At 62.8% G+C, this 11,933-nt stretch carries 9 protein-coding genes; 6 read left to right on the forward strand and 3 right to left on the reverse strand.

Translation table 11 applies throughout. The annotated features are described in order from the left end of the window. The first annotated feature begins 175 nt into the window (after positions 1-175). Entirely contained in the window at positions 176-898 is a 723-nt protein-coding gene (locus AC1A0G_RS00815) for a DedA family protein (protein WP_476526755.1), read from the forward strand. Between the two features lie 171 nt (positions 899-1,069). Here AC1A0G_RS00815 and AC1A0G_RS00820 read toward each other — a convergent pair whose 3' ends face one another. Both AC1A0G_RS00820 and AC1A0G_RS00825 read right to left on the reverse strand, forming a co-directional pair. Beyond that, positions 1,070-2,758 carry a DNA polymerase III subunit epsilon gene (locus tag AC1A0G_RS00820; RefSeq protein WP_476526757.1) on the reverse strand — a complete coding sequence of 563 codons (1,689 nt, stop codon included), beginning with the start codon at positions 2,756-2,758 and terminating at the stop codon, positions 1,070-1,072. 114 nt (positions 2,759-2,872) lie between these two features. After that, positions 2,873-3,769, reverse strand: coding sequence for a LysR family transcriptional regulator (locus AC1A0G_RS00825; RefSeq protein WP_476526759.1), 897 nt, complete (start codon positions 3,767-3,769; stop codon positions 2,873-2,875). Between the two features lie 153 nt (positions 3,770-3,922). Here AC1A0G_RS00825 and AC1A0G_RS00830 point away from each other — a divergent pair, with 153 nt between their 5' ends. Together AC1A0G_RS00830 and AC1A0G_RS00835 are read left to right on the forward strand one after the other, a co-directional pair. Continuing rightward, positions 3,923-5,272: an MFS transporter gene (locus tag AC1A0G_RS00830; protein ID WP_476526761.1), complete on the forward strand. Its 1,350-nt coding sequence runs from the start codon at positions 3,923-3,925 to the stop codon at positions 5,270-5,272. A gap of 455 nt (positions 5,273-5,727) precedes the next feature. After that, entirely contained in the window at positions 5,728-7,080 is a 1,353-nt protein-coding gene (locus tag AC1A0G_RS00835; protein WP_476526762.1) for an MFS transporter, read from the forward strand. Between the two features lie 116 nt (positions 7,081-7,196). On the opposite strand, the gene AC1A0G_RS00840 is transcribed toward AC1A0G_RS00835, so the two are convergent. After that, positions 7,197-7,718 carry an NAD(P)H-dependent oxidoreductase gene (locus AC1A0G_RS00840; protein WP_476526763.1) on the reverse strand — a complete coding sequence of 174 codons (522 nt, stop codon included), beginning with the start codon at positions 7,716-7,718 and terminating at the stop codon, positions 7,197-7,199. Positions 7,719-8,153: 435 nt separating this feature from the next. Between AC1A0G_RS00840 and AC1A0G_RS00845 the strand changes: the two genes are divergently transcribed. The 3 genes from AC1A0G_RS00845 (at position 8,154) to AC1A0G_RS00855 (ending at position 11,896) form a co-directional block, all read left to right on the forward strand. Beyond that, a complete protein-coding gene (locus AC1A0G_RS00845) occupies positions 8,154-9,764 on the forward strand; it encodes a type 2 periplasmic-binding domain-containing protein (protein WP_476526765.1) in 1,611 nt (536 codons plus the stop codon). A 205-nt stretch (positions 9,765-9,969) separates the two neighbouring features. After that, complete coding sequence (locus AC1A0G_RS00850; protein ID WP_476526767.1) at positions 9,970-10,926, forward strand: ABC transporter permease; 957 nt, start codon at positions 9,970-9,972, stop codon at positions 10,924-10,926. Positions 10,927-10,945: 19 nt separating this feature from the next. Next, positions 10,946-11,896: a carbohydrate ABC transporter permease gene (locus tag AC1A0G_RS00855; RefSeq protein WP_476526768.1), complete on the forward strand. Its 951-nt coding sequence runs from the start codon at positions 10,946-10,948 to the stop codon at positions 11,894-11,896. Positions 11,897-11,933: the final 37 nt, after the last annotated feature.

Raw genomic sequence — 11,933 nt, forward strand, 5'->3', positions numbered from 1 at the left:
GCTCTGATGCTCTCGTCGTCTTGTCCGGTCGCCGGAGACGACGGCCGCCGATATCGATTGTGGTAACTTCAAGTGCTTGAAGTCAACGTTCACTCGTATAGCGAACAGGCGGCCGTGCGCACGTTCGCGTCGTCGGTTAGCGCAGCCTAAGTCGGCGCCCCGTATCGTGACTGCCATGATCACCACAGTGCTCGCAACCACACAGCCTCTGACCACGCTCGCGCAAGGTTCCGCCCCCGGCGTCACGGCCATCGTCTCCTGCCCGGTCTCCACGGGCGGCTTCATCGGCGCGATCACCGACTGGCTCGTCGGCCTCATGTCCACGATGGGCTGGCTCGGCACCGGCGTCGCCGTGTTCCTCGAAAACCTGTTCCCGCCCATCCCCAGCGAGGTCATCCTGCCGCTCGCCGGATTCACCGCCGCGCAGGGCCGCATGACCCTGTTCGAGGCGATCGGCGGCGCGACGCTCGGCTCCGTCGTCGGCGCGCTCGTGCTCTACGACATCGCCTATGCGATCGGCGCGGACCGTATGCGCCGCCTGTTTGACGCGATGCCGCTCACGGATGCGAGCGACATCGACAGGGCGAACGACTGGTTCGCCCGCTACGGATTGTGGTCGGTGCTCATCGGCCGCGTCATCCCGATCGTGCGTTCGCTGATCTCCATCCCGGCCGGCATCGCGCGCACCAACCTGCTGCGGTTCACGCTGCTCACCGCGTTCGGTTCGCTCGTATGGAACACGATTCTCGTGATGGCCGGTTACCTGCTGGGTTCGCAATGGTGCGGTATCCTTGGCGTGCTCGACCGGTTTCAATACGCGGTGGCGGCGGTGATCGTCGTGCTGTGCGTCTGGTACGTGGTCGTCAAGGTGCGCTCGCGGATGCGCGTGGCGGACTGAGCGGTCGGTGATCGGCTACCGGCCGTTCTCCTCCTCCGTATGTTCGTACGATCACGAATACGACGCGAATATACAGAGGATACAGAAGACAACAACGTCCGTATGTTCGCGCGGCCGTCGTGATCGCGCGAACATACGGACGTTGTGCGTTGCGGATGCGCGCCTACGCGCCTACCGCCGCCAGGTGCGACGGCGGTAGTTGACGATGCGCTTGCCGCCGACGCCCGCCTTGCCGCCCGGACCCCATGGGCCGCGCGCCTCGGCCTTGAGCTGCGTGAGATGATGCTTCATCGCGAGCAGCATGATGTGCGTGTCCTCAAGACCCAGATGGCGTTCGGCGTCGTCCTCGTGCAGCGCGCCCTGACGCTTCGCGTACGCGTCCAGCGTGTTGTCGCCGTCCGGGTGCCCTTCGCACGGAATCGACCCCTCGTCCCACAGGCGGCTCATCGGCAGCGTGTCGATGATCGTCACATGCCCGTTGCGGTAGGCTTCCGCGTAGCCGGCCACGTTGAGCATGAAGAAGCTGTGCTCGAAGGTGGCCATATGCGCCACGAACGGCTGCGACGTGAGCCGGTGCAGCAGGTCGGCCTGCGCGGCCGGGTCCTCGTCGAACAGCGGGAATTCCGCGCCGGTGCGCTGGCTGATGTCGATGCCGGTCAGCTGGATGATGAACGCGTTGCCGTGCCGCGCCGCCTCGGGCGTCACGCCGAACGAGAAGCGGTGCTGGTCGTACGCGTCGCCGGACTCGTAATAGTCCTTGTCGTACCGGTAGTCGTCGGGCAGCGAGGTCGGACGAGGCGACTTCATGTTCATGTATTCGAAGCCGACATCGATGATGTACGCGCGGTACGGTTCGGTGCCGTTCGTCTCCAAGTCGATGCCCATCACGTTGTCCACGTCGCGGCCGGGCAGGTAGACCTCGCGCCAGTAGTCCTTCGGCGCGGCGGCCTGGCGGGCGGCCACATGCTCGGCGGCCGCATGACGCGACTTCTCGTAGCGCATCTCCGGCACGGCCGTCTCGTTCGTACGCACCTGTTCGATGCTCGGCACGGCCGGATTGTCGTCGTTGATGATCTGCGGGCCTTCGACCAGATCGTCCGCGCTGTTCGCGTCCGAACTCGAGTCGGCCGGCGCAGACTCGTCGGGGCCGGCCTCGACGGAACCGTACTGCTTCTCGTCAGCCGCGAACAGGGCCATCTGACGTTCGTGCTTGGCCGCCTCGCGCTTCTCACGGTCGGCCTTGCGCTGTTCGGCGCGTGCGTTGACGATCTCGGCGGTGCGATCCTGCACGTCGGCCAGATCGTCGTCGGTTAGCAGACCGCCCTCGACCGCGTGCAATACCGGCACGGTGACGCGCTGACGGTCCTCGTCGCTGACCGTCCACAGGCCCTCCGCGACGCCGCGGTCGCGCAGCAGATCGATCTGATCGGTCAGGCGACGGTCCGCGTACGCGAGCGCACGCGGCAGTTCGTATGTCTTGATATGACGGTCGAAGTCGCGCATGAACACCATGCTCATCTTCGCGATGATCGCCTCGAGCCGGTCGCGGATCGCAAGATCGGCCTTGAGCAGGTCATGCACGTTGCTCGCCGCGCCCGGTTCGAGATCGACCGGCTGGGCGACGCCGATGCCGTGCTCGAGGTCGAGCGAGCGCACCCACTCCCAGTCGATGTCGTGGTCGTCGGCGTCCTTCAACATGATGTACGCCCACTGGTCGATCGTGTCCTTGGCTTTGGTGAGCCACGTGCGGTCGACGGTCGCGGCGGCTGGCGTGTCGGTCGCGGCGGTGGTTCCGGTGTCGGCGTCGGTGGCGTGCTGATCGTTGTCCTGATTGCTGATATCTGTCTGTTCGCTACTCATACTGTCATTCATATCGTTCATATCACTCATAGTCATCATCATGGAAATATTGTTCCCCACGTCTCCTATGGTAGCGCTCACAGCCGATGGATGCTGACGGTCCGCACGCGATCGTCAGTGATCCGCGAACCGCTGGTTGAGCGCGGCGATCCGCGCGACGAACGCGGCGACCTGCGGGGCGGGGGAGAGCGGGTAGAGCAGACCGTACTGCATGCCCACCGGTTCGGGCCAGTCGATGGGCACGTTGGCGAGCTGCGGATGCACGTCGCTCCACATCGGCTTGGAGATGAGCAGATCGCCGGATTCGGCGCAGTCGTTGAACAGATCGAGGTCATACTGCTCGATGTCGACCAGCGTGACGCCCGGGTTGCGCTCGAGCAGGTCGCGGGCGATGTCGTCGGTGCCGTTGCCGCGCGGCAGGATGCGGATGCGCTCGCCGGCCAGATCGTCGATGGTGAGCTTCGCCCGTCGCGAGAGCGGATTGGCATGTGGTATGGCGAGGCACAGCGGCTCATATGACAGGGGGAGCGTGCCGCAGGTGCCGGCCCAATGTGCCGGCACGAACGCGGTGGCGATCACGTCGATGTCCTCGCCCAGATGCGCGATGATGTCCTCGATTGATATGTCGTTGTCCGGCATCGACATGAGTTCCAGCCGGATGCCCGGTTGGCCGGACCGCTGCCACAGGTCGAGGATGAAGCGGGCGGGGCGCAAGATGGAGATGCCCAGACGCACGGGCGCCGCATGTTGGTGCATACGTTGGCGGGTTCTGCGGATGATCTCGTTCGATTCGCTCACGAGCGAGCGCGCGTCGTCGATGAATTTCGCTCCAGCTTGGGTGGGGGTGACTCCCGAGCGGGAACGATCGAAGATCGTTAGGCCATACTCCTGCTCGAACGTGGTGATCTGCTTGGCGACGGCCGGCGTGGACAGGTGCAATCGGCGCGCGGCCTGTGCGAAGCTACCGGTGTCCGCCGCGGCGATGATCGCGTCGAGTCTGCGGTCGTACATGGGCGGCTCCCTGGATGCGTGTAAACCTATGGCTTATATATCGTAAACCATAATCATTCATAAACCTATCTATTGCAACGTTTCTGCGTCCTATCATAGTCATCGCAACAACGTATAGATAACGAATATATAGATAGTACAGATAGGATACGCATGGGTCGCACTGCATCCTCATCCTCTTCGGTGGCCGTCACCGTCGTCGCATCGGTCGCATCGTTCCTCGCCGGCATGGACGTGCTCATCGTCAACGTCGCCCTGCCCACCATCGCAGCCGATCTCGGCGGCGACATGGCCGTTCAACAGTGGGTCGTGGACGGCTATACGCTGCTGTTCGCCGCACTGCTCCTGCTCGCCGGGAGCCTCGCGGACCGGTTCGGCGCGAAACGCGTGTTCGCGATCGGCACGGCGCTGTTCGGCTTCGCGTCCCTGTTCTGTTCGTTCGCATGGTCGATGGCGGCGCTCGTGGCCGGCCGCTGCGTGCTCGGCGTCGCCTCGGCGCTGATCCTGCCGGCGTCCATGTCGCTGATCAACGAGACGAACCCCGACCCGCGCCGGCGTGCATGGGCGCTCGCCCTGTGGGGTGCGGGCGGCGCGTCGGCCTCCGCGGTCGGCCCCCTGCTCGGCGGCTTGCTCACGCCGATCCACTGGAGCCTCGTATTCGCGATCAACGTGCCGTTCTGCCTGTTCATCCTCTCCCTCGTGCCGCGCATCGCGCCGTCCCCGTGCCGGTCCATCCGCTTCGACTGGATCGGCCAGACGCTCGCGCTCGTCGGTTTGAGCACGCTCGTGGCCGGCATCATCGAAGTCGGCGCGATCGGCTTCGCCGCGCCCGCGACGCTCGTGCTGCTGGGCGTCGGACTGCTTGCGCTCGGCCTGTTCGTCATCTCCCAGACCAAGGTTCCCGCCCCGATGATGCCGCTCGGCCTGTTTCGCATCCGCGGCATGCAGGTCGCGTTGCAGATCGGCTTCATCATGATCTTCAACTGGTACGGCATGGTCTTCATCTGCACCATGTTCCTGCAGAACGAGCGCCATATGGGCGCGTTCGCGGCCGGACTCGTGTTTGTGCCGTCCGCGTTCGTCACGATCGTCGGCAACCTGATCGGCGGGCGCATTATCACCGCCCGCGGCTCACGGTTCTCGATCACGCTGGGATTGGCGATCATGATCGCCGGCTTCCTGTTCGAATTCCTGACCCCCGCGCCGATCCCCATATGGGTCATCGCGACGGGCCTGAGCGTCGTCGGCTTCGGTGCGGCCATCACCACGCCCGCCGCGGCCGGTGTCGTGCTGCGATCCGTCGACCCGGCGCAGGCCGGCATCGCGTCGGCCATGTTCAACACGTTCCGTCAGGTCGGCGGCGCGATCGGCGTGGCCGTGTTCGGCGTCATCGCCACGTTCCTGCCCTCGCTTGACACGGCCCTGCGTTCCGTGTTCCTTGCCTCCGCCCTGCTGCTCGTCTACGTGCTCGTCTTCGAGCTGACCCGCTGGCGCGAGCGGTGACCAATCGGCCGTAACCGAATCACGTGACGAAACATGGACTCGGATGCGGCCGGTACCGTCGGTTGATGACCGTCGTCTGTCAACGGTCATCAGCCATCGGATAAACCGATGGAAACGCGCGGTCGACTACTCGGTGCGTATGATTGTCGGCTCGCGTTGATAGTGTGCGGAGCCATGTGTTCTTTGTGTTGCATGATGAGGGGCGACCGCCCGCAGACAGGCGGTCTGCCCGGAAGGATCTAACGGGTCGGCGGAGCCATGCCCGAAGCCGGGTACGGCCGAATCCGCATGATCTGGCGATCCCATCATTCGCATCATAATTTCGTCGACATCTGCCGTCTTGTACTGATTCGCAATCGATTTGCAAGCCGGCCGGCCTTGCGCTGTATGCGGGCTGGCGCGGTTGCCTGAACGATGACGGCAATGTCCTAGTGGAAAGCAAGAACACCTCACCTATGTCTCAATCCGTATCCCATAACGCACCATCCGCATCGGCGTTCCCCTCCGACACCGACCCGCGCGAAACCGGCTGGATGCCGCGCGTCGCACTGTTGCTCACCGGTCAGGCCTTCTCCCTGCTCGGCTCCAGCATTGTCCAATACGCCCTGTGGTGGTGGATCGCACTCGAATGGAAATCCGGCTGGTCCATGCTGTTCGCCACCGTATTCGGCGTGCTGCCGCAGGGTATCGTTTCGATCTTCGGCGGCTCGATGGCCGACCGCTACCGTCGCAAGCCGCTCATCATGCTGCCCGACCTGATCATCGCGGCCGTCACCATCGTCCTGTCGTTCGCGTTCTCCCACGGCTGGGCCGGACTGACGCTGCTGTTCGTCGTCCTGTTCATCCGTTCGGCCGGCGGCGGCGTGCAGACGCCCGCCGTCCAGTCGTTCATCCCCGACATCACGCCATCCGGCAAACTGCTGCGCGTCAACTCGGTGTTCGGCATGATCAACTCGGCCAACATGATCGTCGCGCCGGCCGTCGCCGCGGTGCTCGTCAATATCATGCCGCTATGGTCGATCCTGCTGATCGACGTGACGACCGCGGTGATCGGCGTTGGATTCGTCGCGCTGATTCGCGTGCCAAACAAGCGTACCGCGGTGAACGGTGATGTCTCGCCGGCCGGCCGCGACGCTGACTCCACCGAGACCGGGCGACATCCGCTCATCGCCGGCATCCGCCGCACGGTGGACGATCTCAAGGCCGGATTCGCGTACACGATGCGCCACAACCACTTGAAGGGCGTGGTGCTCGGCGATGGCATGACCTGCCTGATGTCCGTCGCGCCGCTCAACCTCACGTTGCTGCTCATGACCCGCGAATACGAGGGCATCGACCTGAACCTCGGCTTCTTGAACCTGACCACGGCCGCCGACAAACTCGCCGCCAACGAGCTGAGCCTGAGCATCGGCATGCTGCTCGGCGGCGTGTTCATGTCGACGATCGGCGTGAAGATCATCCGCAACAATATGCATATGATCGCGGGCGGCATTGCCGCGGTCGGCATCACGGTCGTGGGGCTGGGGCTTGCTCCGGGGCTGCTCAGCTATCTCATCATCAACGCGTTGTGCGGCGTCGCGTCGGCCGTCTGTGTCGGGCCGATGCGCACCGTCATCCAGTCCGAGGCGGACGAGTCGATGGTCGGACGCGTGTTCGGCCTCGACACCACGCTTGCCACGTTCGGCATGCCGGTGGGCATGCTCATCTTCGCGCCGCTCGCCGATATCATCCCGATCATGTGGGTGTTCGTCGCCGGCGGCCTGCTGACCCTGCCGGTCGCGTGGTACGTGTGGCGGCTGTCGAAATGAGCCGCGATTGACGGTCGCCGATATCGTCGAACAATGAATATGGCCGGTTTTTCGGGGATCTCGCAATGGAGAATCCCGAAAAACCGGCCATATCTGTGATGCAGGAAGACGCCGCCTTACTTGGCCAGCAGCTCCTTATACGCCTTTGCAGCCTCGGCCAGCGCCTCATCGGTGATGCCGAACGCGCCGAAGGTCACGAACGGCTTGACCCACGTCGCGCCGATGTAGTTCGCGGTGCCTTGGAACGGGACCAGCACCTGGTCGATCACGAACTTGTTCGCGCCGTCCGGCTGGTAGTTCGCCTCCGGGGAGCCGGTGGAGACGGCCACCTGGAACTCCTTGCCCTCGAACGCGTGGCCCTCGGAGCCATACGCCCAGCCGTGCTGCAGCACCTCGTCCTCCCAGGTCTTGAGCAGCGCGGGGGAGGAGAACCACCACAGCGGGAACTGGAACACGATGCGGTCGGCGGCCTCGATCGCGGCCTGCTCGGCGGCCACATCGATCTTGCCGTCCGGGTACAGCGCGTACTCGTCGCGCACGGTCACGTTGTCCAGCTCGGCGGCCGCGTCGGCCAGCGTCTTGTTGACGCGGGACTGGGTGTTGAGGCCCGGGTGGAACACGAGCACCAGCGTCTTCATGATGATCTCCTTATCTATATGAATGATCGTACTTGCGTCGTTTCGTGATATCCCGGTTCGGAATATCACGAAACGAGCTATGTGATATCGATACTACTTTCGCAGACGACGTGCCGTTTGACGAGCGGCTACGTTCTGGGCGAACAGCATTGTGTGCCGACGGCAAGGCTGCGGGTCGGCGATCGTGCGGAAGGGCTGCGGTCCATATGGCGATCCGGTGGGTGCGCATGGTGCTGGAATCTGCGCCTTCGTAACGGTTTTCCGTGCCGCGACCGCTGTGTCGAAACGGTTTGACACGCCGTGCGGCAATCGATTGACGGCAATTGATTGCCATGTTATATTTTCTGATATCCGAGGACGGCAAAGCTACCCAGTCAAAAACAACGAAGTATTTGAGTCCTTCGGCACAGGAGAACACATGGTTAAGGAGAACTCATGGAACGCCGTGGTTTGTGTATCAACAGACTCGTCGCTGCCGTCGCGGTCGTTGCCGCGATGTGCGCGCCACTGGCTGGATGCGGCAAAAGCAAACCCACCGTCGATGCGGACGGCAAGCCGATCGTCACCATTCGCGTGCGTCGCAACGTCACCGACAATCCGATGAAGGACACCGAATATTCCAAACAGCTGGAGGAAGCCTGCGACTGCACCATCAACTGGGAGGAAATCGCCGATAACTCGTGGGGGCAGCAGAAGGCCCCGAAAATGGTCGCCAATGACTTTTCGGACATTGGATTGGCGCTCTACGATCCCACTGACGTAAGCCGATATCCCAACCAATTCGAGGACATCGGCGCGCACCTCGACGAGCTGCCGAACGTCAAGCGCTTCTTCGAGGCGCATCCGGTGGCCCGCAAGATGGCCGAAAACAGCGACGGGCAGATCAAGCTGCTGCCATCCGACCGCGGCAAGGGCTACCGCGTCTCCGCCACGCACATGTTCATCAACAAGCAGTGGCTTGACAAGCTCGGCCTGAAGGTGCCGACCACGTGGGACGAGCTGGAAACCGTGCTGGAAGCATTCAAGACCAAGGACCCCAACGGCAACGGCAAAGCCGACGAGGTGCCGATGAACATCCGTGGCCTCGGCTTCGGCCTCTGGAGCCCGCTGGTCCTGCTCAACTCGACTGGAGTCGTCACCAACTTCATGGGCTCGAGCGCGTCCACGCAGGGCTACTACGTGCGCAACGGCAAGGTGCAAAGCTACTATACCGCCAGCGAGCTTAAGGATGTGATCTCGTTCCTGCACGAGCTGATGTCCAAAGGACTGATCCCCAAGGACACTTTCACCCGTGACGGTTCGCAGTACGTTGCGCAAGCCGTCAATGATGGCAAGACCGCAATCACCGGCGTCACCTTCGGCTGGTCTGCATACAGTGAGTTCGGCAACGGTCTTGCCAAGGAATACATCAGCCTCCCGCCGCTTAAGCAGCATGCGTCCACGCCGATCGAAGACGTCACATGGGACTACTCGCAGGACGCCACCGAATTCGCCTACAGTCTGTCCGTCAGCCCAAAGGCCGCAAACAAGCAGGCCGTGTACAAGATCATCAACGCGATGTACGGCGAGAAGCTGTCGGTCGAAGGCTACTTCGGCTCCATCCCGACCACGCTGTCCGACGACGGCAATCACACATACACCATCGACCGTGAGAAGGCGTACGCCGAATACCCCGACACGCGAGCCATCGCATTGCAGGACCGTTTCGCCGGCTGGGTGCCGGACGGCGCGACCATCGTCAACGACGACAACGCCGATCAGGTGACCGAATCCAACAAGGCCGTCGAGGAGGCGCTCAGCCGCGTCGACCCGACCGGCGACGTGATCCCGATCTACGTGCGTCCCAGCAGCGACGATCTCGACATCCTGTCGGACAACAACACATCCATCGGCAACTACGCCAACAACCAGTTGGCGAAATGGGTGCAACGCGGCGGCATCGACAAGGAATGGGATGCGTACCTCAAGAACATCGCCGAGCCCACGCTCGGTCTCGAGGAGAACATCGCGATCTGGCAGAAGTACTACGACCAAGCCGTCAAATAACTGTGACGCATAACCGCGACGGCGGCCAGCCAACCTCCGTCATCGTCAACGCTTGCGTCGGTTTTCCCTTTTCCCGACGCAACCATCGCGGGTCCGTCGGCCGTGACCGCCGATCCGGCCGACAGGCCCCACCCTCTTCCGTGCGCGGCCGCATCGTTCAGCGGCCGTCATCATCCATGATTCCGTCACCATCGAAAGCGTCATCATGTCAACCAACACCATTTCGGCCGCCAGCCGGCCCGTACAGGAACCGACCAACGAGCCAAGCCCGCTTGCCCGTATCGCCGAACATTTCCGCCGTTACTGGGAACTGTGGCTGCTCGCCCTGCCCGCACTTGTGTTCGTGGGTCTGTTCGCCTACGTGCCGATGTGGGGCATCCAACTCGCCTTCCGCGAGTTCGACCCCGACAAGGGGCTGACCGGCGGCGATTTCGTCGGATTCAAATACTTCAACAAGTTCTTCCGCTCGCCGCTGTTCGGCGAGATCATGACGAACACGGTCCGCATCAGCCTGTGGACGCTGGTCATGGGCTTCATCTTCCCGATCATCCTCGCCCTGCTCATCAACCAGATCCACTCGGCTAGGATCAAGGGCTTCGTGCAGACCATCACGTACATGCCGCACTTCATCTCGATCGTGGTCATCGTGTCCATGCTCAACATCTTCCTTGCGCCGAACACCGGCATCATCGGCCAGTTCTTCGGCGACGAAAGCCTCATGGGCAGCACGGGCGCGATCACCGCCGTCTACTGGATCTCCGAGGTCTGGCAGCACTGCGGCTGGAACGCGATCATCTACCTCGCCGCGCTGAGCTCCGTGGACACATCCCTGTACGAGGCCGCCAAACTCGACGGCGCCGGCCGTCTGCAGCTCATCCGCTACGTCGACTTCCCGGCGATCCTGCCGACCTGCGGCGTGCTGCTCATCCTCAACATGGGCTCCGTGCTCAACGTCGGCTTCGACAAGATCTTCCTCATGCAGAACACGCTGAACCTACCGGCCACCGAGGTGATTTCCACCTACGTGTACAAGATCGGCATGATCAACTTCCAGTTCTCCTACTCCACGGCCATCGGCCTGTTCAACACAGTCGTCAACTTCGTCTTCCTGGTCGCGGCCAACGCGATCTCGAAGCGAGTGTCCAACGCGAGCATCTTCTAAGACGAGAAGGAGCATCATCATGAGCGCATCAATCGCCACGACCGTGGCCCAGGCCCCCAAGCCCAACGGCAACGACATCCCATGGAACACAAAGCAGCGAGAACGGCGCACAGTCGGAGACTGGATCACCCTTGGCGTTATCGACGGCCTGATCCTGCTCGTCGTGCTGATCGTGCTGTACCCGCTGTGGTTCGTCGTCATATCCTCGTTCTCCGACCCGAACAGCGTCGCCTCCGGCCAGACGCGACTGCTGCCCTCCGGCATCACGTTCGCCGGCTATGCGAAGATCTTCGCCAACGCGCAGATCTGGCGCGGCTACTGGAACACCATCGTCTACTCGGTGGTCGGCACCGCGGTCAATATGGCGGTGACCATCCCGTGCGCATTCGCCCTGTCCCGCCCCGAATTCAAACCGCGCCGCGTCATCCTGTTCCTGTTCACCGTCACCATGTTCTTCGCCGGCGGCCTCGTGCCAAACTACCTGCTGTTCCAGCAGCTCGGCATCATCGACACGATGTGGGTGTTCATCCTGCCCGGCGCGGTGAGCGTATACAACGTGATCGTCGCCCGCTCGTTCTTCGAGTCGTCCATTCCCGAGGAGCTGCACGACGCGGCGCAGATCGACGGACTCGGCTATCTCGGCTACTTCTTCAAGGTCGTGTTGCCATTGAGCCCTGCCATCCTCGCCGTGATCGGACTGTACTATTTCGTCGGCCACTGGAACGACTTCATGACCGGCCTGATCTACATCTCCGACCAGAACAAACAGCCGCTGCAGGTCGTGCTCCAGCAGATCCTGCTCGTCTCGCAATCCGTCGCCTCGAACCTCAACGCCGCCGCGCAGCAGCAGCTCGCCGACCAGATCAAGTTCGGCGTGATCATCGTCGCCACGATCCCGCTGCTCGTGCTGTACCCCTGCCTGCAGAAGTACTTCAACAAGGGCGTGATGCTCGGCGCGGTCAAGGGCTGAGCCGAGTCGGAAGACAAAACGTGAGCCGGAGCGAGGA

The sequence above is a fragment of the Bifidobacterium sp. LH_230 genome, from assembly GCF_056357555.1.

Excerpts from the sequence above, each read along its gene's own strand:
- AC1A0G_RS00835 (WP_476526762.1), top strand. The coding sequence starts at position 5,728 with ATGTCTCAATCCGTATCCCATAACGCACCATCCGCATCGGCGTTCCCC.
- AC1A0G_RS00855 (WP_476526768.1), top strand. The coding sequence starts at position 10,946 with ATGAGCGCATCAATCGCCACGACCGTGGCCCAGGCCCCCAAGCCCAAC.
- AC1A0G_RS00845 (WP_476526765.1), top strand. The coding sequence starts at position 8,154 with ATGGAACGCCGTGGTTTGTGTATCAACAGACTCGTCGCTGCCGTCGCG.
- AC1A0G_RS00840 (WP_476526763.1), bottom strand. The coding sequence starts at position 7,718 with ATGAAGACGCTGGTGCTCGTGTTCCACCCGGGCCTCAACACCCAGTCC.
- AC1A0G_RS00850 (WP_476526767.1), top strand. The coding sequence starts at position 9,970 with ATGTCAACCAACACCATTTCGGCCGCCAGCCGGCCCGTACAGGAACCG.
- AC1A0G_RS00830 (WP_476526761.1), top strand. The coding sequence starts at position 3,923 with ATGGGTCGCACTGCATCCTCATCCTCTTCGGTGGCCGTCACCGTCGTC.
- AC1A0G_RS00820 (WP_476526757.1), bottom strand. The coding sequence starts at position 2,758 with ATGAGTAGCGAACAGACAGATATCAGCAATCAGGACAACGATCAGCAC.
- AC1A0G_RS00825 (WP_476526759.1), bottom strand. The coding sequence starts at position 3,769 with ATGTACGACCGCAGACTCGACGCGATCATCGCCGCGGCGGACACCGGT.
- AC1A0G_RS00815 (WP_476526755.1), top strand. The coding sequence starts at position 176 with ATGATCACCACAGTGCTCGCAACCACACAGCCTCTGACCACGCTCGCG.